Source organism: Acinetobacter sp. CS-2, assembly GCF_016599715.1.
In the GTDB taxonomy this organism is placed as follows: domain Bacteria; phylum Pseudomonadota; class Gammaproteobacteria; order Pseudomonadales; family Moraxellaceae; genus Acinetobacter.
Genome location: NZ_CP067019.1, coordinates 1,391,258 through 1,413,615, shown reverse-complemented (window position 1 = coordinate 1,413,615; position 22,358 = coordinate 1,391,258). Strand labels below are relative to the sequence as shown.

Annotated in this window: 24 protein-coding genes, 1 other RNA gene and 1 pseudogene; 7 read left to right on the top strand and 19 right to left on the bottom strand. The window is 41.2% G+C overall.

Annotated elements, in window-relative coordinates:
- Positions 1-7: 7 nt before the first annotated feature.
- Complete coding sequence (locus JFY49_RS17510; RefSeq protein WP_227609561.1) at positions 8-163, top strand: hypothetical protein; 156 nt, start codon at positions 8-10, stop codon at positions 161-163.
- A 138-nt stretch (positions 164-301) separates the two neighbouring features.
- On the opposite strand, the pseudogene JFY49_RS07050 reads toward JFY49_RS17510, so the two are convergent.
- The 4 genes and pseudogenes from JFY49_RS07050 to JFY49_RS07035 form a co-directional block, all read right to left on the bottom strand.
- Positions 302-984, bottom strand: a pseudogene (locus tag JFY49_RS07050) (LuxR C-terminal-related transcriptional regulator).
- Positions 985-1,293: 309 nt separating this feature from the next.
- The gene (locus JFY49_RS07045; RefSeq protein WP_200224621.1) at positions 1,294-2,073 is read right to left on the bottom strand and encodes a glutathione S-transferase N-terminal domain-containing protein; all 780 of its coding nucleotides are present in this window, start codon (positions 2,071-2,073) and stop codon (positions 1,294-1,296) included.
- 22 nt (positions 2,074-2,095) lie between these two features.
- Positions 2,096-2,608, bottom strand: coding sequence for a ribonuclease E activity regulator RraA (gene rraA, locus JFY49_RS07040; protein WP_086196380.1), 513 nt, complete (start codon positions 2,606-2,608; stop codon positions 2,096-2,098).
- 3 nt (positions 2,609-2,611) lie between these two features.
- Positions 2,612-3,286: an NAD(P)H-binding protein gene (locus JFY49_RS07035; protein ID WP_200224619.1), complete on the bottom strand. Its 675-nt coding sequence runs from the start codon at positions 3,284-3,286 to the stop codon at positions 2,612-2,614.
- A gap of 214 nt (positions 3,287-3,500) precedes the next feature.
- On the opposite strand from JFY49_RS07035, the gene rpsT reads away from it, so the two are divergent.
- Positions 3,501-3,767: a 30S ribosomal protein S20 gene (gene rpsT / locus JFY49_RS07030; RefSeq protein WP_039622003.1), complete on the top strand. Its 267-nt coding sequence runs from the start codon at positions 3,501-3,503 to the stop codon at positions 3,765-3,767.
- A gap of 179 nt (positions 3,768-3,946) precedes the next feature.
- Here the strand turns inward: rpsT and JFY49_RS07025 are convergent, their stop codons facing one another.
- Both JFY49_RS07025 and JFY49_RS07020 read right to left on the bottom strand, forming a co-directional pair.
- A complete protein-coding gene (locus JFY49_RS07025; RefSeq protein WP_180176323.1) occupies positions 3,947-4,690 on the bottom strand; it encodes a histidine phosphatase family protein in 744 nt (247 codons plus the stop codon).
- Between the two features lie 58 nt (positions 4,691-4,748).
- On the bottom strand, positions 4,749-5,603 hold the full coding sequence (locus JFY49_RS07020; protein ID WP_180176324.1) for a 3'(2'),5'-bisphosphate nucleotidase CysQ: 855 nt from the start codon (positions 5,601-5,603) through the stop codon (positions 4,749-4,751).
- Positions 5,604-5,616: 13 nt separating this feature from the next.
- Here JFY49_RS07020 and JFY49_RS07015 point away from each other — a divergent pair, with 13 nt between their 5' ends.
- The 4 genes from JFY49_RS07015 to JFY49_RS07000 all read left to right on the top strand — a co-directional run bounded on the left by JFY49_RS07015 (position 5,617) and on the right by JFY49_RS07000 (position 8,605).
- On the top strand, positions 5,617-6,303 hold the full coding sequence (locus tag JFY49_RS07015; protein WP_180176325.1) for an HAD-IA family hydrolase: 687 nt from the start codon (positions 5,617-5,619) through the stop codon (positions 6,301-6,303).
- Positions 6,296-6,733: an RNA-binding S4 domain-containing protein gene (locus JFY49_RS07010; RefSeq protein WP_180176326.1), complete on the top strand. Its 438-nt coding sequence runs from the start codon at positions 6,296-6,298 to the stop codon at positions 6,731-6,733. Before JFY49_RS07015 ends, JFY49_RS07010 begins: the two co-directional genes overlap by 8 nt.
- A 155-nt stretch (positions 6,734-6,888) precedes the next feature.
- Positions 6,889-7,932 (top strand): recombinase RecA, encoded by a 1,044-nt coding sequence (gene recA / locus JFY49_RS07005; RefSeq protein ID WP_086196385.1) that lies wholly within the window; start codon positions 6,889-6,891, stop codon positions 7,930-7,932.
- 73 nt (positions 7,933-8,005) lie between these two features.
- Positions 8,006-8,605 carry a regulatory protein RecX gene (locus tag JFY49_RS07000; protein WP_200224618.1) on the top strand — a complete coding sequence of 200 codons (600 nt, stop codon included), beginning with the start codon at positions 8,006-8,008 and terminating at the stop codon, positions 8,603-8,605.
- A gap of 39 nt (positions 8,606-8,644) precedes the next feature.
- Here the strand turns inward: JFY49_RS07000 and ffs are convergent.
- Positions 8,645-8,741: signal recognition particle sRNA small type (gene ffs / locus JFY49_RS06995), an RNA gene on the bottom strand.
- A 294-nt stretch (positions 8,742-9,035) separates the two neighbouring features.
- On the opposite strand from ffs, the gene JFY49_RS06990 reads away from it, so the two are divergent.
- A complete protein-coding gene (locus JFY49_RS06990) occupies positions 9,036-9,896 on the top strand; it encodes a YbgF trimerization domain-containing protein (protein WP_200224617.1) in 861 nt (286 codons plus the stop codon).
- Between the two features lie 52 nt (positions 9,897-9,948).
- Here JFY49_RS06990 and lpxA read toward each other — a convergent pair whose 3' ends face one another.
- From lpxA to rimO, 12 genes are all read right to left on the bottom strand, one after another.
- Positions 9,949-10,737, bottom strand: coding sequence for an acyl-ACP--UDP-N-acetylglucosamine O-acyltransferase (gene lpxA / locus JFY49_RS06985; protein ID WP_086196388.1), 789 nt, complete (start codon positions 10,735-10,737; stop codon positions 9,949-9,951).
- Positions 10,734-11,219 carry a 3-hydroxyacyl-ACP dehydratase FabZ gene (gene fabZ, locus JFY49_RS06980; RefSeq protein WP_171263214.1) on the bottom strand — a complete coding sequence of 162 codons (486 nt, stop codon included), beginning with the start codon at positions 11,217-11,219 and terminating at the stop codon, positions 10,734-10,736. Before fabZ ends, lpxA begins: the two co-directional genes overlap by 4 nt.
- Before the next feature lie 5 nt (positions 11,220-11,224).
- Positions 11,225-12,292, bottom strand: a complete 1,068-nt coding sequence (lpxD, locus tag JFY49_RS06975; RefSeq protein ID WP_200224616.1) for a UDP-3-O-(3-hydroxymyristoyl)glucosamine N-acyltransferase — start codon at positions 12,290-12,292, stop codon at positions 11,225-11,227.
- A 3-nt stretch (positions 12,293-12,295) separates the two neighbouring features.
- Positions 12,296-12,793, bottom strand: a complete 498-nt coding sequence (locus JFY49_RS06970) for an OmpH family outer membrane protein (protein WP_086196390.1) — start codon at positions 12,791-12,793, stop codon at positions 12,296-12,298.
- A gap of 35 nt (positions 12,794-12,828) precedes the next feature.
- Positions 12,829-15,336, bottom strand: a complete 2,508-nt coding sequence (bamA, locus tag JFY49_RS06965) for an outer membrane protein assembly factor BamA (RefSeq protein WP_200224615.1) — start codon at positions 15,334-15,336, stop codon at positions 12,829-12,831.
- 41 nt (positions 15,337-15,377) lie between these two features.
- A complete protein-coding gene (gene rseP / locus JFY49_RS06960) occupies positions 15,378-16,733 on the bottom strand; it encodes an RIP metalloprotease RseP (RefSeq protein WP_180043570.1) in 1,356 nt (451 codons plus the stop codon).
- A 3-nt stretch (positions 16,734-16,736) separates the two neighbouring features.
- On the bottom strand, positions 16,737-17,933 hold the full coding sequence (gene ispC, locus JFY49_RS06955) for a 1-deoxy-D-xylulose-5-phosphate reductoisomerase (RefSeq protein WP_180043568.1): 1,197 nt from the start codon (positions 17,931-17,933) through the stop codon (positions 16,737-16,739).
- A complete protein-coding gene (locus JFY49_RS06950) occupies positions 17,934-18,758 on the bottom strand; it encodes a phosphatidate cytidylyltransferase (protein ID WP_086196394.1) in 825 nt (274 codons plus the stop codon).
- Between the two features lie 3 nt (positions 18,759-18,761).
- Entirely contained in the window at positions 18,762-19,514 is a 753-nt protein-coding gene (gene uppS / locus JFY49_RS06945) for a polyprenyl diphosphate synthase (RefSeq protein WP_200224614.1), read from the bottom strand.
- Between the two features lie 6 nt (positions 19,515-19,520).
- On the bottom strand, positions 19,521-20,075 hold the full coding sequence (gene frr, locus JFY49_RS06940) for a ribosome recycling factor (protein WP_092819386.1): 555 nt from the start codon (positions 20,073-20,075) through the stop codon (positions 19,521-19,523).
- Positions 20,076-20,153: 78 nt separating this feature from the next.
- Positions 20,154-20,882 (bottom strand): UMP kinase, encoded by a 729-nt coding sequence (gene pyrH / locus JFY49_RS06935; protein WP_086196397.1) that lies wholly within the window; start codon positions 20,880-20,882, stop codon positions 20,154-20,156.
- Between the two features lie 58 nt (positions 20,883-20,940).
- Entirely contained in the window at positions 20,941-22,284 is a 1,344-nt protein-coding gene (gene rimO, locus JFY49_RS06930) for a 30S ribosomal protein S12 methylthiotransferase RimO (protein ID WP_180043566.1), read from the bottom strand.
- Positions 22,285-22,358 lie beyond the last annotated feature (74 nt).

The following is a 22,358-nucleotide window of genomic DNA, read 5'->3' as shown; positions in this document are numbered from 1 at the left end:
TAATCAATTGCAAAAGCAATCGGTTCTGCAAGTCTGGCCTGATTCTGACATGACCAGCTCCACTGAATTTTATACCATGCTGCTCCATTATAATTTTTCCAGCGCTTTTGCCACTGATCCGGCAAATTTACAGATTGCCAGCCCTGTCGGGGTAAAACTGTAAATGAACTGGTTTTAACGGTATCAACAGAATGAATGTGCACTGCACATTGTGCATTGATATTTTCAATTATTTCAGCATAACTAAATTGACTCAGCAGGCTAAGAACAAAAATAAAAAAATAATGCCCAATCAACTGCTTCATAAAAGCCCTAAGGATCGTGCTGCACTCACGGCCTTTGTTCTTTTGCTTACCGACAATTTCCGGTAAATATGCTTAATATGACTTTCAACCGTATATTTAGAAACAAAGAGTTGTTCGGCGATTTCCCGGTTACTCATGCCTTGAGCGACCAGATTTAGAATCTCAGTTTCCCGGCTGGTTAACAGCTCCATATCTGCATCTATGATTTTCTGATCAGCCACTGCCGGTATAACCGCAGCTGATATCTGTTTCAAAATTTCTTGAGCAATAAAAGGGTCTATCGGCGCACCGCCACGTAAAATGCTGCGAATGGATAACTTAACTTCAACATCATCACGTTCTTTCAGAACATAACCTGTCGCACCTGCCTTGATTGCTGAAAATAAACTTTCCTGAGTACTCCAGGCTGAAATCACCAAGATCATGGATTGCTATCCTGTGCACGAAGCTTTTCAATCAGCTCTATGCCGTTACCGTCAGGCAGTCCCAAATCAACCAAAGCTAAGGAAACAGGTTGCTGCTCTATTTCTACAAAAGCCTGTTGCAAGTTTTTAGCAAAAATAAGCATATCTTCACTATAGCCCAGTTCTGCCAATATTTTTTTTAATCGTTCTTGAATCAGCCCTTCATCTTCAACAATTAAAACTGGAACGGGTAAAATCGTTGCTAATTCTGACACACAGCACCCCCTATTATAACCGCCTACTATAGCGAAAAATACAAGCTAAACAATATCCCTAAAATCAGGTAATTTAATAACTTTTATATTAATAAACGATCAATTTTATTTACTATTGCATTGTAATCAGCCAGCGTTAAGACCATAAAATACAAATTTTAAAGTTTCAATCGATGATTTAGCCATCAGTTATCCATTCAATATTCTGACTATCATACAGGGTATAACTTACTTTAGTTTTTACTTAAATTAATCAGATATAGGCCAAAAAAAAACCGCTGTTTTAGCAGTTTCTTACTTCGGATGAGATTAGTGACCATATTGCTGGTTTAAGTATTTCACAATCTGTGCAGACTCAAACATTTTCACTCCGGTATTCGGATCAATCAAATAAGGAACCTGAATATCTCGCCCCATAATTTCAACGGTCTTTTCACGTTTACCACCCGCTAAGGGTTGATATTTTCCAGGTTTTAAACGCAATATTGCCGGCCCCATATCCTGCCAGCGCTCTTTAGCCACGTTATGATAAATATAAGGTAGCTCAAGCTCGGTTAACATCGCTCGTACCACACGGGTAAAAGGACTGGCTTCAAAACCCCATAACTCCAAAAGTTGCTCAGGTGCTGCACGATCTTTAATTTTCCGGTTAATCCAGACGCCGCGTGCACCATTCACGATGGTGCCAGCTAAAGCTACAGCAGGGATTTTAGGATAATGGGCAAATTTTTTCGGTGTGGTTCCCGTTCGGCCATAATGTTTAAATAAATGATTAATAATGGCTTGTGATTCATATATTTCTGTACCGGTATTTTCATCTACGAAAAATGGAAACTGTTTTTTGCCACCTTTTTCTTTGACAATTTTCCGGTATTTCTGGCCACCCTTAGGGCAAGGATAAACCTCATAATCCAGATTTAACAAAGTTAAAACTTCACGCACACGGCGACAAAATGGCGAACCCTCAAACTCATAAAGTTTCAGTGATTTTTCAGGCTGCTTGGGAAAAGCTGTACCGCTCACACCTCGTCCACCTTCAGTCAAAGATGAAGCCAGCGCTTGTATCACTTTAATTTGATGATTCACCATTTTTATCCTTGTATCTCTGTCTTTATAAATCGACTAATTTTTCTTTTGCCACCACAATGCCGTTGTTATCGGCATAGATATAATCGCCAGAACTGACGCTTACACCACCAAAATACAAAGTTAAATCCACTTCGCCTATGCCTTTACGATTGCTTTTTTGCGGAATTGCAGCCAATGCATGTACACCCAGGTCCAGTTCGGCAATGGCATCGACATCACGTACACACCCGTAAATAATTACCCCATTCCAGTGATTTTTCACCGCTGATTCAGCAATCATATCGCCCATCAAGGCACAGCGCATAGATGCTCCACCATCCACCACAAGCACTTTACCAGTACCATCGGTTGCGAGCAGTTCTTTGACACGTGAATTATCTTCAAAACACTTTACAGTGACTGCCTGACCACCAAAACTTTTACGTGCACCATAGCTTTTAAAGAATTTTCCATCCATTGATGGGGTGACCACCTGAATTTCTTTTTCTGGATTGTCATCAAGTAAGTCACAGGTTACGAATGCTGGATTAGACACTTTTTATTTCCCTCGTTTGGAATTTTGTATGCGTAAATTATCATAAATTTCAAACTTTTCAGTCTGAGTTTGTGCAGCCTCGACCATAGTATGAGCTACTTGTACTGCTGTCACGGGCTTATATTTAAATGTATCAGGAACCCAATGCGAGAATTTTTGATACAATTTTTGTGCCATATCTTCTAAGGTGCGTTGTTCTGGTCGTTCACCGATTAATAGTGACGGGCGCAGAACAGATACATATTCCAGATTTAAGCCTTGGATATGCTGTTCCAGTTCACCTTTGACTTTATTGTAAAAAATTCTGGATTGTGCATTTGCGCCCATGGCACTAATTAATAAATAGTGGGTCTGAGTCGATTCAAATAAATCGGCAAAATGTGCATTGATTTCATAATCAATATTATAAAAATTCTGTTTTGAACCGGCCTGTTTTAGTGTCGTGCCTAAACAGCTGAAGGCATGACTATAACCATTTACATCTTCATCGTTCAGTAACAGAAAATCCTGCAAAATAAATTGTTGTACTTTTTCCAGACTTTTAAGTTTTAGATCTTCATGCCGAACCACAGCCGTTATTTTCTCACAGCTTTCAAGCTCGTTGAGCTGTTTCAGCAATTCACGTCCCACTAGACCTGTTGCACCAATCACAATTACACTTTTAATTGATTTAGTCATTTTTTAATCAATCTCTATAGGTTTTACTAATGTAACGGTTTTTTTATACTTTTTATGCATCTAAAATGTTGCCGAATCAAGTCAAGACTTGACTTAACGCCATAGTTTAATCACAATATGGCACTTGTTTACGGGCTGGTGATAATTCTTCTGATGAAGGTTTTCAGTTGTAATTTCAGCCCGCCCAGACCAATCTAATTCAAGGAGTGCACGAGTGGCAAACTCTGCTCAAGCTAAAAAACGTGCTCGTCAAAACGTTAAAGCACGTAAACACAACGCAAGCTTACGTTCTATGGTTCGTACTTATCTTAAACGTACAGTAGCTGCAATCGCTGCTGGTGATTATGCTGCTGCTACAGAAGCATACAAAACTGCGGTTCCTGTAATTGACCGTATGGCTGATAAAGGTATCATCCATAAAAACAAAGCTGCTCGTCATAAGAGCCGTTTAAATGCACAAGTTAAAGCTTTAGCTAACTAAGTTGTTGCATTAAAAAAAGCCCTTTTAGGGCTTTTTTTACGTCTATAAAAAATTATTAGGTCTAAAAATAGCACCTTATAAAAACATAAAGCACTTCAAAACTTCTATTAAAAATTTTTTTTAGGATTACTTTATTCAGGAAGAATATCAAGAGGGCGTTTTTTAAAAGCAATGCTGTTTTATTTTATTTTTTCCAGGTTCTGAAACTCGCGAATCGACAACTCGTTCACTTGACCACGCCAAATCCATTTCAGTTTGGATTCTAAAAACACATCACCTTCAAACCAGACAAACAGGCCTTCCATCATTTTTGGCCAGTCTTCATGGCTAACGGTATTACGCCCAGAAATCACCGCAATAATGGCTGCCAAAATAGTATCGTGACTTACAGCCAGACTTAAACCAAAATGATCTTGCGGATGAGTGTTATAAATCAGCTCCAGCACATCGACTACACCAGTAATCGGATGTTTCATTCCAGGCAAGGCATTATTGACAAAACTGTTAATAAAACCCAAAGCACCTTGTTTCTGAAAATAAGGCCCCGCCTGTTTAATATCGAGCACAAAACTTCCCGGCTCAACCAGTAAGCCTTGCTGGACAATTTCAATATGATGGGTATTTTGTGCCAGCATACTCGAATCGGCACCCTGTATCATTAAAGCAGCAGTATCGACACAGCGTTGAATCGGACTTGAAATACAGTGCTGGATGCTACGATCCGTATTATCAATTAAATAGTTACCCCATGCCTGGGCAAGCTCACGGCCTTGTTCAGTTAACTGCAAATCATAGCCTGCCAAACCCTGCCCTGTAACGACCTCGCGAATAGAATGGCGGGTAAACAGAGTGACAGGTGTTTTAGCATCAGGCAATAAATCAATCGCCTTCAGCATACTTATAGGGAGTAAATCTAACGCCATGAAGCAGCCAAAATTAAACATGGGTACATAGCATACTATAGCATGTTAATGCATCAGCTCAATGTATGTTCGCCATAAGTCCTAGGGCCTGGAATGCCAAATTTTTCATCTCGATATTACGAAATGCGATAAAACCACCATTCAGTAAACTCTCGCGCTGATTATATACAAAGGGTCTGCCTTTAAAATCTACCAGCCCGCCACCGATGCGTTCAATCAGGCATTGCCCTGCACTGGTATCCCACTCACTGGTCGGATGAAAGCGTGGGTAAATATCCACTTTACCTTCCAGCATCATGCAGAACTTATAGGCACTGCCCGCCCTAAACTCTACAATATCCACCTGCTGTTTCAGGATGTCCAGATATTCAGCATATTTAGGTTTGTTCTGACTACTTTGACTTAAACCGACCTGAACAGTTTCAGATGGCAGATCATCAACATATTGCAGCCATTGCCCCGTTGCAATTTCTAATTTTAAAGGCAGGCCATGTTTGGGACAAAAATATATCGTTTGTTCACCAGGGATGGCTAATACAGCGAAGGTGGTATGCGCCCCCTCAACCAGACTCAAATTAATGGTAAATTCAGGACGTTTATGCAGAAATTCCTTGGTACCATCCAAAGGGTCAAGCAACCAGAATTTTTGCCATTGCTCACGCTCGGTATAGTCACCTTCTTCAGACAACAACGAGATGTTCGGAAAAATTTTGTGTAATGCGGTCGTGATAAACGCATTGACCCGATAATCTGCCTGGGTTACGGGTGATTGATCATTTTTATGCTCGACATCAAAAGTTTCACCTGCACAATAGGCTTGATATTCTGCTCGCAAAATTTCACATGCCTGTGTCACAATGGGAACTAACTGTAAAATCAGAGCATCTTGCGGTGCCGTAGTTGCATTAAACATAGATTACCTTCATATGCCGAATTCCTCAGAAAAACCCACCATCATCTTTGACATGGATGGTACGCTTCTTGATCTTGCTTATGATGATTTCATCTGGAATCATCAACTCCCTATTCGCTATGCAGAAAAGCATAACTGTACACTCGAACAAAGTACCCGAGCGCTATTTCAGTTTTACCAGCAATACAATCATACCTTAAATTGGTATTCCACACGCTTCTGGAGTGCAAAAGTAGGGGTTGATACATTGGCGCTGCAACAGGAATTTCAACACAAGGTAACTTTACGTCCAGGATGTATTGAACTGCTGGAATATCTTAAAGCTCAGGGCTATGCCTGCTGGATTGCAACCAATGCCGATTGTGAAGGCCTGAAATTCAAACTTGAACAAACCCAAATCGCGCATTATTTTGATGTAATTGTCAGCAGTGAAACGATTGGTCACGCCAAAGAAAACATCGAATTTTGGCAGAAACTCCATTCACTGCACCCCTTTCAGGTCGAACATACCTATTTTATTGATGACACTGAAAAAGTACTCAAAGGTGCAGAAAAATTTGGTATCCAGCATTTAATTACCATTGCCCAGCCCTCATCTCAAAAAGAAATTAGGACTGAAAGTTCCTATCCAATTTTACAAGAGCTGACCGATTTAATGGTGATCTTAGAACAAGCTGAGGATCTGAAAAAATATGCCTAATTCTTCTCAACAGAACAATGTTGAAAGTATGCGTGTTGACAAATGGTTGTGGGCAGCACGTTTTTTTAAAACACGTTCAATATCCAAAGCTGCCATTGAAGGCGGTAAAGTTCATCATAACGGTGAACGGGTTAAAGTTTCCAAAGAAATTCGTGTCGGGATGGAGCTCACCATCCAGCAGGGTTTTGACCGTAAAACTGTCGTCATCAATGCCTTATCCGCTGTGCGCGGTGCAGCACCGATTGCCCAGCAACTTTATGAAGAAACCGAAGTGAGTGTTGCAAGACGAGAGTTGATTGCCACCCAAAGAAAGTTGCATAATCTAGCCCGACCTGAACATCGGCCGAGTAAAAAAGATCGAAGACAAATCAGTAAATTCAAACAAGATAATGATCAGCAGTTCGATCAGCACTGGTCATATCACGATTAGAAGCTGTTGATATTTAAGCGTCACATTCTGTCGCATTCGACTGAATTGATATAGTACATAAGGAATGAATCTGTCACTATACTTGGGTGGAACACGTTTGAAAGCAACACATCCACTTAAGTGAATATTTTTGTGACATCGTTTGAGGTTGTGAGATGGATGATAATAAAAGCAAGGCGCTAAATGCTGCCCTAAGCCAGATTGAAAAACAGTTTGGTAAAAATACAGTAATGCGCCTTGGTGACAATACTGTACAGGCCGTTGAAGCGGTCTCTACAGGCTCTTTAACCCTGGATATTGCTCTGGGTATTGGTGGTTTACCTAAAGGCCGTATCGTTGAAATTTACGGCCCTGAATCTTCAGGTAAAACCACCATGACTTTGCAAGCTATTGCAGAATGTCAAAAAGCGGGTGGTACATGTGCGTTCATTGATGCCGAACATGCGCTTGATCCGCAATATGCCCGCAAGTTAGGCGTAGATATCGACAATCTTCTGGTGTCACAGCCTGACAATGGTGAACAGGCACTTGAAATTGCCGACATGCTGGTACGCTCTGGCGCGATTGACCTGATCGTGGTCGACTCCGTAGCAGCCCTAACCCCACGCGCGGAAATTGAAGGTGAAATGGGTGACTCGCATATGGGTCTGCAAGCCCGTTTAATGAGCCAAGCATTGCGTAAAATCACCGGTAATGCAAAGCGCTCTAACTGTATGGTGATCTTCATTAACCAGATCCGTATGAAGATTGGCGTGATGTTTGGTAGCCCTGAAACCACAACGGGTGGTAATGCGCTTAAATTCTACGCTTCTGTACGTCTCGATATCCGCCGTATCGGTCAGGTAAAAGAAGGTGATGAAATCATCGGTTCGGAAACCCGCGTAAAAGTCGTGAAGAACAAGATGGCGCCTCCATTTAAAGAAGCGGTATTCCAAATTCTGTATGGTAAAGGTGTCAACCATTTAGGCGAATTGATTGACCTCGCCGTACAGCAAGAGATCATCCAAAAAGCTGGCGCATGGTATTCTTATCAGGGCGATAAAATTGGCCAAGGTAAAAACAACGTGATTCGCCATCTGGAAGAAAATCCACAAATTGCAGTAGAAGTGGAAAAACTGATTCGTGAACAACTCCTTACTACAGGTACAGCACCGGTAGAAGACAAGGATGAAGCTGAACCAGACTTTTTAGATGCTTAATTTCCGGCATAATAAAAGTTAAACTGTAAAACGCCCTACGGGGCGTTTTATATTTGATGTGATATAGACCCTTATGAACAATCCCAAATTTCCCAATATGCTGGATTACGCAGCACTCAAGCAACAATTTAATGAGTCGCCTGGAGAATTGTCCACCTGTTCAATTCCGCCTAAAGAATCCGATGCTTTACACTTTGAAAATCCATCTGAACCAAAAGCTCAAGGCTTGACTGGCACACGCTTACGTTCCTACGCTTTTGCAGTATTGACACGTAAGGAATACTCAAAAGCGGATCTGATCGAGAAACTTGCACTTTATGCCGTGGATCGTGATGAAGTCATTAAACTGGTGGATGAACTGGCGAGTGAAAATTATCAGAGTGATCAGCGTGTAGCTGAAATGATGCTGTCGAGCCAGAAACGTAAAGGTAAAGGTCCAAACCGCATCAAGATAGCATTAAAATCAAAAAAAATTGATAGCAGTTTAATTCAGGATGAATTAAAAGAAACTGACTGGAATGAACAGGCCTATCAACTGAAAGTAAAAAAATTCGGTCTTGATGTTGAAAAAGAGCCCAAACTGAAAGCTAAACAAATACGCTTTTTGATGTATCGTGGATTTGAAATGGATGCAATTATGAAAGCAATTAGCAAAAAAGCAGATGAAATATAAATATAGGGAAATATGAATTATTATAAAAATTGGTGGCAACCCTACCAGCAAACCTTCGGCACATCATAGTTCTACTACCGTTGCTACCTTCCGGTCCTGGCGGGGTTCGTAGAGTACAATTGCGAAGTAACCGGCAGGGCTACCATTGCAAGAACAGAGTATAGAGATTTTTAATTAACTTGCAAGTACTCTAACCTGTTTTCTAGCAACATTGCTTTTGTTTGCTTATTAAAAAAACAATCTTGATTAAAAACAGCATTCTTGAATGTTTTTATCTGCACAATCAATTACTTTAAAACTATGACAAGATTGTAAACGCATATTGCATTTCATGGGCCGGACGTTTTTAATGTCGTCATGTCTTTTAAATGGTCACACTCTAAAATCTTGTATTTAGAACGGACCGAAAAATACAAAATGGATGTTTTTTATGATGCTCAAACAGCATGCCTTATGCGTACTCACCTTCTTGGGTTCGGCTTCACTTTACGCCAATGTCCCGATTGAATCACGCGGCTTGAGTCAAAACAACAGTATTGACCTCAGTGCCAACAATGTGGCTATGAACCCAGGTGCAACAGTTGCCAATGTGCCAACCAATTTAAATTGGCAAATCATGCAAAAAAACCAGCAATTAGAAAATGACATTCGCGTATTACGCGGCAAAATTGAAGAACAGGACAACGAAATTGAACAGCTTAAACACGAATTGACCAATCGCTATACCGACTTGGACCAACGTCTGGAACTTCTGCAACAGAAAGTAGACCCAGAAAGTGCAGCTCCAGAGGAGGATAACCAACAGGATACTTCTCCCAGCAGCTCAAACAGCCAAGCCACAGTAGCATCTCATACATCCGCTAAAGAAGTGGCTCCAGCAACAGCCAAGCAAGCAGTTCCCGCCAATGCTCAGCCCTCTTCAACTGAACTTGATAAAGCAGCCTATACTGTAGCGCTGGATGCTTATAAACAAGGCGGTGCAAAAAAAGCTATTGCTCCTATGCAAAACTTTATCAAGAACAATCCCAATAGTATCTACATTAGTAATGCCTATTTCTGGCTCGCTGAATTTAATCTGGCCGTGGAACCGACCAATTATGCAGAAGCTAAAAAGAACTATAATGTCGTGGTCAATCAATACCCCAATTCTGCCAAGGCATCACGTTCCCTATATCAACTCTACAATATAGCCAAAAATGTCGATTACAATACAACTCTTGCCAATCAGTTAAAAATAAAATTACAAAAAAATTATCCCAAATCTGAAGAAGCTGGATATCTGAAGAAATAAAAGACAAAAAAAGACACCTTAATAGGTGTCTTTTTTATAGCAGTATATTCGATTAACGAACAATACCACGCTTGGATTGCTCTAATGAATCAATCAATAACTGTACTTCAGGAGCCTCAGGCAACAGGTCGGTGCGAATCTGCTGTATGGCCTGCTCAGTGGTTAAAGCTTCTTTATAAATCAATTTAAAGGCTTGACGTAAGGCCTGGATCACATCTTTAGACCAACCCTTACGACGCATACCTTCAACATTCATGGCAAAGGCATGCGCTGGATTACCTGAAACCATGACATAAGCAGGTACATCTTTTAAGATTAACGAAGCACCACCAATCATGCTGTAAGAATCAATTTTGCAGAATTGATGAATACCTGAGTTTCCACCCACGACCACATAATCTCCAACCTGAACATGTCCGGCAACACCAACATTATTGGCAAAAATATTATGATCGCCCACCACACAGTCATGTGCAATATGTGTATTGACCATCAATAAATTATGACTACCGATTTTGGTAAGACCTTGATCTTGAACCGTACCACGATGCAAGCTGCAATGCTCACGAATAGAGTTATGATCGCCAATTTCAAGCCAGGTCTCTTCGCCAGCATATTTTAAATCCTGACAAACTTCACCCACACTCGCGAACTGGAATATTTCGTTGTTTTTCCCAATACGAGTATAACCACCAACCACTACATGTGCATGTAGCTTGGTGCCCTCACCAATGGTGACCTGTGGCCCAATAATACAATAAGGGCCAATTTGTACATCTGCAGCAATGACTGCAGATGAGTCTATAATGGCGGTTGGGTGAATTAAATCGTTATTACTCATGCCTGCTCTATTTTCTGATGCGAAACCGTAATTTCCGCGGTTGTTGCTACAACGCCATCCACTGTGGCGATACAATTATATTTGTAAATTCCACGTTTGTGCATAACCAATTCTGATTTTAATACCAATTGGTCACCAGCAACGACCTGTTTTTTAAAACGGACTTTTTCAACACCCGCAAAAAGGAACAATGATCCTGGACCAGGTTTTTCATTATTCATGATAAAACCAAGTATACCAGAGACTTGAGCTAATGCCTCAACAATCAAAACGCCTGGCATAATCGGGTAGCCCGGGAAGTGCCCCTGTAAAAACTCTTCATTGATTGAAACATTCTTATAGCCCACAATGCCATTGTCAGTCACATCTACAATGCGATCGACCAATAAGAATGGATAGCGGTGAGGTAAATATTCACGAATTTGTTGAATGTGCATTGGCAATTCAGGTTTCGTAAATGCAGGAGTATTCGACTCAGTCATCATATCTATTTACGCTTAAAAGTTGATTCAAGGGACTCGATTTGAGCCTGTATATGATCAAGCCGTTTAAGTAACTGGGTCAATGGCACATCTGCTAATTGTTTAAAGCGTACTGCAGCCCGTTTCCAGTGCAAACTTTCCAGCATTGGTGTCCCAGAAGAATAGCTCCCTGCCTCAGAAATACTTTTTGTGACCATTGACATACCGGTAATTGTGACACTGTCGGCAATATTAATGTGACCTACCACCCCCACGGCTCCAGCCAGTACACAGTTTTTGCCAATTGTTGTGCTACCTGCTATACCACATTTCGCAGCAAGTGCTGTATTTGCACCAATTTTTACGTTATGGGCAATTTGCACAAGATTATCAATAATGACACCATCTTCCAGAATAGTATCATCGAGTGCACCACGGTCAATGCTGCAATTTGATCCAATTCTGACGTCATTCCCGATTTTAACTGAACCTAATTGTGCAATACGATGCCATTTACCTTGGTAAGGAGCAAAACCAAAGCCTTCTCCCCCAATGACGGTATTGGCATGAATACGGACACGATCCCCAATTTTTGTGTCACCAGTTAATGTGACATGTGAATCGATAAAGCATTGCTGACCAATTTCGACATCATCATCAATTTTAACGTGTGACTGAATGACGGTATCATCACCCACCACACAATGCTCACCAATAACAACATAATGTCCAATATAGGCACTATCGGCAATTATGGCAGAAGGGTGAATTTGAGCTGTACATTCTATGCCCTGATGCTGATTTTTCTTTTCAAATACATGCGTCAGAATGGCAAAAGCCAGATAAGGATTGTCAACTACAATAAAATTATTGTGCGTATCTAACTGATTTTTTAGAGAGGAAGTAACGATCAATGCACCCGCTTTTGAAGCGCGTGCCTGATCCAGATATTTATCAGCATTTACAAATGCAATATGTTTCGCTTGAGCTGCATCCAAGCTAGCCAATCCTTCTAATATTAAATCAGATTGACCTACGTGCTCGCCCTGTACCAGACGGGCAAGATCTTCTAAGCGAAATTGTCTAGGATTCATTGATTACTTAATAACGTTAACCTTTTGAATCATTTTATCAGTTAAATCATATTTAGGGTCATAAGCAAGTGCGGAATTTTTATTCAAAACAACATCCAAGTTATTTTCTTTACGCAATTGTTCTGCCACTTGCTTGACTCGAGCCCCTAAAGTCTTGTTCATCATCTGAATCGTAGACTGAACGGTTGACTGTACACTTTGCTGCAGCGTATTAAATTCTTTTAGCTGAGTCTGAAATTGCACAGACATTTTTTGCTTTTCAGCATCAGATAAATTAGGCGTTTGCTGAGCACGTTGCTGTAGAGCTTCGAGTTCTTTAGCTAACTGTTCCAGTTTAGTGGTTTGCGGCTTGACTTTTTGCTGCAAAGAAACATTCTGCTGTTTTAAATAAGTGCTATTTTCTACCACTTTTTCCAGATCAACCACCCCATAACCAGCGGCATGTACTATCGACGTACTCGCCAAACCAGCAAAAACAAGGCTCATTAATATTTTCTTCATACACATATCCTCTTTAAACCCATTGAGGGTCGCACTTAGAAAGTACGACCAATTTCAAATTGGATATTTTTAGTATTATCACCGTCTTTTTCATTTAACGGATAAGCATAGCTGAGAGATAGTGGCCCAATCATGGTAATCCAGGTAAAACCTGCACCTACGCTATAACGCATATTACCTGCATCAAAGCCGAAGTTATCTTCGCAATATTGTTTCGCATTGACTTGAGTATTAGTCGAATCCAGATATAAGTTTCCTTTTGGAATATCACACTGAGTATCAAATACTTGTGCACCTTCAGCAAACAGCACTGGACGAACCTGACGGGTCCAATCCCCTTTAAATGGTAAAGGTAGTGCCAGTTCGGTACCAAATTGTACTAAAGCATTACCACCGACTTCTTCCGGATTATAATCTTTAGTTCCTGACTCATTATAAGTAACACCAGGATATCTAGGACCTAATGTACTGTTGTCATAACCACGTACTGAACCAAAACCACCGGCATAGAAATTTTTATAGAATGGCAAGTCGTTACCATAACCCAACTTACCATAACCACGTAATACAAAGCCCTTACCTAAAGGCTGGAAGGCTTGGGCATCATAAGTAATTTTTTGATATTCCACATCACTGCCTGGTAATGCAATTTCACCATTCACACGATGTGACATACCTGATGTCGGGAAAACAGGACGGTTCAAAGTATTATAAGACCAACCTAAATTAAGGTTATAGGTTAGGAAATCACCATTAAACTTATTATCAAAAGTTACTTCCTGCCCTGTTGGGCAATTATATAGGCCTGTAGACGGATCAAGAACAGTATCTACATTACACTTTGTATCCGAACCAGTGGCTTTACCACCATTCGCTAGCAAATAGTCACGAACATAAGTAGATACATACGGACCGGTAGTCACTTCTGTTTGGTCAATATTTAGACCTGCACTGATACTCTGATTCTCATCAATTGGATAACCGAAGTTGATACCACCACCAAAGCTGTCGGTTACATAGTTATTGACGTTATAGTTATTATCCAACTTGGTTTTACGGTAATACATGTTATAACCGCGACGTACACCATCAATGGTGAAGTATGGATCAGTCACGCTTAAATTATAATAATCTTGTGTTTCTGAACGCGACAAGTCAATTGATACCGCATTACCTGTACCCAAGAAGTTGGTTTGACTTAAGCCCGCCTGGAAGGTTACACCACCACTTTGCGAGAAACCGACTGCCAGTGTACTGGTACCTGAATGCTGCTCTTCAACATTGACGTTCAAATCAACCTGGTCAGGTACATTTGGAATACGTGTCGGTTTAATCTCAACTGTTTTAAAGAAACCTGTACGTTCTAGACGAACTTTAGATAAATCAATTTTTTCATTGCTGGCTAATGCACCTTCCATCTGGCGCATTTCACGACGTAATACTTCATCGGCTGTTTTGCTATTACCAGTAAAGTTGATACGACGCACAGTGACTTGCTGACCCGGATTAATATAATAATTCAAATCAACCTGTTTGGTTTCTTTATTGATTTCAGGAACAATATTCACTTCCGCATAGTAATAACCGGCATTACCATACTTACGCAGTAAAAGCTGCTTGACCGCATTGACTTTTTCTTGAGAATAAATGTCGCCATCTTTATAAATTTGCAGTGCTTTTAATTCTTCAGGTTTATAAAGTGCATCACCCAAAAACTTGCTTTGACCAAATTTAAATTGTTCGCCTTCTTCTACCGCAACTTCGACAAAGATATTTTTTTTATCTTCACTCAAGTTCAAACTTGAGTTGGTGATATTGAAATTGATATAACCCTTGTTTAAATATAAAGCACGTAAAGCTTCAAGGCTGGCAGCCATCTTTTCACGTGCATAGCGATCGTTACGGGTAACAATCGAACTCCATGTACTTTCTTTAACAGCAAAAGCCTGCTTGATATCGCTTTCTTTAAAAACGGTATTGCCAATAATATTGATATCAACAACTTTAGCTGCCTTACCTTCAACAAAGTCAACGGTTAAATCAACACGGTTATTCGGTTTGGCAGTCGTGATTACCTTAACATCGGCATCATAACGACCTTGCTGCATATACTGCTGTTCAAGTTCAGTTTCAATGGTTTGCAAAGCAGATTTTTTCAAAACCTCGCCTTCTGCAATCCCCATTTTTTTCAGCCCTTCTTCCAGGGCTTCTTTAGGAATAAGTTTATTCCCCTTGAACTCAACCTTGGAAATAACCGGGCGTTCTACCACGCTAAAAACAAGCGTATCTGCTTGTTGAGATGCCTTGATATCATCAAACAGGCCAGTGGCATACAAGGCACGAATCGCATTTGCAATGGTCGCATCATTAACCCGATCGCCAGCATTGACAGGCAACACTCCATAAACATTTTCTGGCGTTAAGCGAACAAGTCCATCAATTTTGATATCGCGAACAATGAATTCATCTGCTGCATATACTTGTTGTACTGCTGCCATTGCACTAACGAGTGCCAAAGGCATAAATAAATGTGTGTGCTGCATGCCAGTCTTTTCCGATGTTAATTTATTACATATTTACGTTGTTATAAACGCATGAAGTCATTGAATAGTGCAAGGAGCATCATGCTACCGAGCAGTACCATACCAATTTTTAAACCAAACAATTGTATTTGTTCAGAAACAGGTTTACCACGAATTAGCTCAATAACATAGTAAACCAAGTGTCCACCATCAAGCATTGGTATAGGCAATAAATTTAAAATACCTAAACTCACGCTCATTAAGGCCATAAATGAGATAAAGGTTTGCCAACCCATTTCCGCACTTTGCCCTGCTACCTTGGCAATGGTGATCGGTCCAGATAAATTATCCAGCCCAATTAAACCACGAACCATCTTAACCATCGAGTTCAAAATCATACCTGAAATTTGGCCCGTTTTATCAATAGCCATCACCAGTGCTTCAGTCGGACTATATTGAATGGTTTGCTTATATTCTTCGGGAATGGTTATTTTTCCAGGGGTACTTTGTACACCAAGCATACCTGAAACATTACCCATGCTGTCACGCTTGGCTTGTGGCATCACCTGTAAATGTAGCAGTTGATTTTGACGTAATACATCTATTTTTAATAATTTTTCTGGAGAAGCCTGAACAACTTGAACAACATCGAACCAGTCATTCATTTTCACACCATCAATGGCCACAATTTTGTCGCCTTCTTTCATCCCCTGACGAATAGCTGCACCACCTTCACTCAGCTTGCTGACCACGGGAGCAATATATGGACGGTATGGCATAAAGCCCAAACTGTCCAATGCAGACTGGTCTTGATTTTTTAAGAAGTTCTGGATAGGCAAGTAAAAGGTTTGTAACTGACCGTGACGGTCTGCCTGAATTTCAATAGAACCGGTTTCACCAACACGATCCACCAAAGCAAAATTTAACTTTTCCCAAGTTGTGACTTGCGTTCCATCGACTGTTGTAATTTTGTCACCAACCTGCATTTGAGCTGTAGCTGCCGGGGTATTTGGCAACACTTTACCCACACGGGTGTTCAATTGTTCTTGCGATGGAATAAACAAAACCCAGAACAATAAGACGGCAAAAACCAGATTGATTAACGGCCCGGCAGCAACAATTGCGATCCGTTTCCAGGGATGCTGACGGTTGAATGCCTTAGGTAAATCCTCTTCAGCAACGCTGCCTTCCCGTTCATCCAGCATTTTGACATAGCCACCTAACGGTAATGCTGAAAGCTGATATTGAATGCCCGATTTTTTAGAGGTCCACTTGACTAAGGTCGGCCCAAAGCCAATCGAATAAACTAAAACTTTAACACCCAGTTTACGCGCAACAATATAATGTCCAAACTCATGAATCGCAATGAGCGGTCCAAGAAGTAAAATTGCTGCCACAATCATAAACAAGGCACTCATTTTTTAGCTTCCTTTATTGATGACAATTTGCTGGGCAGCAGATCGAGCCATTCGATCGACTTGTAAAATACGCTCAATCGACTCTGCAGCGCCCCCTTCAACCTGATTTAAAGTCTGTTCGACTACCTGAGGAATTTCTGTAAAGCCAATGGCACTTTTCAAAAAGGCAGCAACAGCAATCTCATTGGCAGCATTTAGAATTGCAGGAGCTAAACCACCGCTCTGCATGGCTTGACGTGCAAGCTTTAATGCCGGAAAACGCAGTGTATCAGGTTCCTGAAAATCGAGTTGCTGATTGACAAAAAGGTCGAGTGCAGGCACATGGGTTTGAATACGCTCTGGCCATGCAAGTGCATGCGCGATTGGCGTACACATATCAGGATTGCCCATTTGTGCCAAAGTCGACCCATCCACATATTGAACCATAGAATGAATGATACTCTGTGGATGTACCACCACTGTTACAAACTGTTCTGAAATTGCAAAGAGATGGCAGGCTTCGATCAGCTCCAGTCCTTTATTCATTAAAGTTGCCGAATCAACTGAAATTTTCTGACCCATAGACCAGTTAGGATGCTTGCATGCCTGTGCAGGAGTCACATTTAGCAGTTGCTCCCGACTATGGTTTAAAAATGGACCACCCGATGCGGTGAGCAGAATGCGCGACACCCCCTGTTTAGGTTGCCCATTGCGCTCTGCCTGAAAATAACCGGCAGGCAAACATTGAAAAATCGCATTATGCTCAGAATCGACTGGAAGCAATTCAGCCTGATAATCACGTGCTGCCTGCATCATAAGATCACCCGACATCACCAGTGCTTCTTTGTTGGCCAGCAAGACACGCTTACCGGCTTTAACTGCAGCCAAGGTCGGCAATAAGCCCGCAGCACCTACAATAGCTGCCATAACCACATCGACATCTGCATGTTCAGCAACAGCAATCAAACCCGCTTCATCAGTCAGAATTTCAATATCTGTTAAAGAATGATCATGAAAATATTGCTGTAATTCTTTAACACGACTAGAAGGAACGACCACGACTTTTGGCCGATATTGTTTGCATATTGCAACGAGTTCTAAAATTCTGCTATGCGCCGTGACTGCAAAAACAGAATACTTTTCAGGATGCTGTTGCAGAATTTTTAAGGTACTTTGACCAATTGAACCCGTTACACCTAATATACAAACAGATTGTGACATCTATAAATCTACACCAATAAGTTTCAAAACATACATGCCTGCAGCAAAAATTGGAGCAGCAGCAAGCAATGAATCAATACGGTCAAGCACCCCACCATGTCCTGGCAGAATACGACCCGAGTCTTTAATTCCAGCACGACGTTTAATCATGGATTCAAACAGGTCGCCCAGAACCGAACTAAATACGGTAATCACAGATAAAATTAAAAACAAGATATGCTGTGCCAGAGTTAAATCCAAATAAAGGATTTCTACCGCTACCACAATCAGCATGGCAGTAAAAATACCACCATATAAACCCTCTACTGATTTATTTGGACTAACATCTGGAGCAAGTTTTTTCTTGCCCAGTTTACGCCCAACAAAATAAGCACCGCTATCTGCACCCCATACCAGTAAAAACAGGTACATGAGCCACCATGGCGAGCTATGCCATACAGAGAAAATTGCGGTGACTGCAGCAGAAACTAAAATAAATCCGATAATCTTTAAGCTGGAATTGTACCATCCATCATAGTTTGGATACGATTTAACCCAAAAAATACTGCAGATCCAGCAAATAATGGAAGCTGCCCAAAGTAGCAGAGCAATATCATTAAAATATAATGCTAAAGTTGCTAAAGCGGCAGTAGCAAATCCATAAACCCAAGCTAAGGGCTTAATAAGATTTTTATTCTTTCTTGGCATAAGCTTAAACCACTCATACCCTGCAACCCCTGCTGCAACAATCATCAGCATAAACATTGGATACTGAGACTGTGTAGCAAACATACAACTCAGTACAACTGCTACCAATACCAATGCGGTTATAATCCGCTCTAACATTTATTAATTCTCAAGTTTCTCTTGTTGGATTTGCTCTGAAGTTTTACCAAAACGACGTTCACGTCCAGCAAAGACCGCGAATGCATCATCTAATTCTTCTACAGTAAATTCAGGCCACAAGGTTGGGGTAAAATATAGCTCAGCATACGCAGCTTGCCAAAGTAAAAAATTTGACAAACGATAATCACCCCCTGTACGAATGAGTAAATCTACAGCAGGCAAATCGGCCATGCAGACATGTTGCCCAAAAAGCTCCACGTCAATATCTTCAACCGCAACTTTTTTCGCCAGCACATCTGCTGCAATCTGTTTTGCAGCCTGAGCCATATCCCACATACCACCATAACTGATAGCAATGGTTAAAGTCATGCTGTCGAACTTAGCAGTCCTTTGTTCGGCTTGCAACATTAACTCGCGCAAACGGTCGGACAAACGTGAACGGTCACCAATAAAACGTAAGGCAATATTGAATTTTTCCATCCGTGGCAATTGCTCATGAATAGTTTCTTCCAACAGTAGCATGAGCAAATCAACCTCAAACTGAGGGCGATTCCAGTTTTCACTGGAAAATGCAAAAACGGTTAGCGCTTGAATATGATTTTTTCTACAATGTTCAACAATCGGATCCAGGATATTTTTCCCTTCACGATGTCCAGCCCCTTTTTGCATTTGCTTTTTTTTTGCAAAACGATTGTTGCCATCCATGATGATGGCAACATGTTTTGGAAGAAGCATATTATCTTCTGATACGGTCATTCAATCTTAGACCTTCATCAATTCAGCTTCTTTAGCAGCCAGACGTTTTTCAACTTCAGCAACAAATTTATCAGTGATTTTCTGAATGTCATCACCTGCACGACGCTCATCATCTTCAGAAATTTCTTTTTCTTTCAATAATGCCTTGATGTCACCCAACACATCACGACGAATGTTACGAATGGCAACTTTGGCATTTTCAGCCTCATTACGTGCAACTTTCTGCATGTCACGACGTGTTTCTTCAGTCAGTGCCGCCATCGGTACACGAATCGCGTCAGCCGTAATTGGGTTCAAGCCCAAGTCTGATTCACGGATCGCTTTATCAATTGCAGAGACCATTGAACGTTCAAATGGCTGAACAAGCAATGTACGCGAGTCTTCAACCCCCACGTTCGCCACCTGGTTTAATGGCACATCCGAGCCATAGTAAGGAACCATAACACCGTTCAGGATGGATGGATGCGCGCGTCCTGTACGAACCTTGGCAAAACCATGCTCCAAAGACTCAAGCGTCTTGTTCATACGGTCTTCAGCGTCTTTTTTAAGATCGTTAATCATGTGATCTTCCTTACTTAATTCTAAGAGATGTAATAACTAAATAGCGTGTAGTATAAAGAGCTTTCAGGCTCACGTACATTAATTCGTAACGTGAGTACCCTCTTTTTCACCCATCACCACTGAAAGCAATGAACCAGCTTTGTTCATGTCGAATACTTGAAGTGGCACGTTATGGTCACGACATAGGCAAATCGCGGTTAAATCCATCACACCTAATTTTTCATCAAGTACCTGATCGAAAGTCAGTGCTTCGTATTTCACAGCATCATCGTATTTGCTTGGGTCTTTATTATAAACACCATCCACTTTAGTTGCTTTTAGGATCAGGTTGGCTTCAATTTCGATACCACGTAAGCAGGCTGCTGTATCGGTAGTAAAGAACGGATTACCTGTACCGGCAACAAATACACAGACTTCGCCTTGAGTTAAATGACGAATCGCATCACGACTTGAATAAGATTCAACCACAGCACCAATTGGAAGTGCTGACATTAAGCGGGTTTTAATGTTACGGCGCACTAAAGCATCGCGTAATGCCAGACCATTCATTACCGTAGCCAACATACCCATCTGGTCACCAGTGACACGGCCAACCAGACCATCTTTTTGCAATTGGCTACCGCGGTACAGGTTACCACCGCCCACTACGATACCCACTTGTACGCCTAAACCGACCAAGTGCGCAATCGCCAGGGACATTTGATCAAGCACAGTGGCGTCAATACCCATATCTTTGTTTCCGGCAAGTGCTTCACCAGAAAGTTTCAATAAAATACGTGCATAACGGGGCTTTTTTGAGTCCAACATCAGGAAATCTCCAAATCTTCCAATATCTAAAATTTTATTCGTCTATTCTTATGACAGATCAAGCTGATTTAATGCGAATCAACTTTGCATATAAGTCATATTCATCGGCATCAGTAATTTCCACTTCCAGCAAATCACCCGCTTTAATCTGACTTTTATCAATATCTTCTACAAAGACATTACCATCAATTTCAGGCGCATCGGCATAAGAACGCGCAACCGCAACCGGGAATTCATCTTCCAGATCATCGACCAGCACAGTCATGGTTTGGCCAATACGTTTTTGCAGTTTGGCTGCAGAAATTTCCTGCTGCACTTGCATGAAACGTTCATAACGGTCTTGCTTGATTTCTTCCGGTACATGGCCTGGCAAATCGTTGGCAGTTGCACCTTCAACGGGTGAGTAAGTAAAGCAACCTACGCGATCAAGCTGAGCTTCTTTGAGCCATTCCAATAGCATTTGGAAGTCTTCTTCTGTTTCGCCAGGGAAACCCACCACAAAAGTTGAACGAATCACAAGATCCGGACATTTTTCACGCCACAATTTTAAACGCTCTAATGTATTTTCACTGTGCGCTGGACGTTTCATCAGTTTCAGAATTTTAGGGCTGGCATGCTGGAATGGAATATCCAGATAAGGTAGGATTTTACCTTGTGCCATCAAATCAATGACTGCATCCACATGCGGATATGGATAGACATAATGTAAACGTACCCAGATGCCTAATTGACCCAATGCTTCACACATATCGTAAAACTTGGTTTTAACCGGCTGGCCATTCCAGAAATCCAGTTTGTACTTGGTATCTACACCATAAGCGGAAGTATCCTGAGAAATCACCAGGACTTCTTTCACACCTGCACGCTTGAGTGCTGCTGCTTCTTCAAGTACAGAACCGACCGGACGTGATACCAGGTCACCGCGCATGCTTGGAATAATGCAGAAGGTACAACGATGGTTACAGCCTTCTGATATTTTTAGATAGGCATAATGTTTAGGGGTTAAACGAATACCCTGCTCCGGAACAAGGTCAATAAACGGATTATGTTTTGGTGGTTCAGGCACGTACTGGTGTACGGCTTCCATCACTTCTTGATATGCTGCAGCACCCGTCACTTTAAGGACATTGGGGTGCATCTGGCGAATTTTTTCTTCATCTTTACCCAAGCAGCCAGTCACAATCACACGACCATTTGCACTCATGGCTTCGCCAATTGCATCTAAAGATTCTTGTACTGCAGATTCAATAAAACCACAGGTATTAACAACTACTAAATCAGCACCATCGTAATCCGATGCTACATCATAACCTTCAGTCTTCAACTGAGTTAAAATTCGTTCGGAATCTACCAATGCCTTAGGACAACCTAAAGAAACAAAACCGACTTTGGGGGATTTCATGAATCTGCGCTCCACTATAATGCGCGTATTGTATGTCTTTTCCAATCATAAAAACAGGTGGAATCCCGACTCTT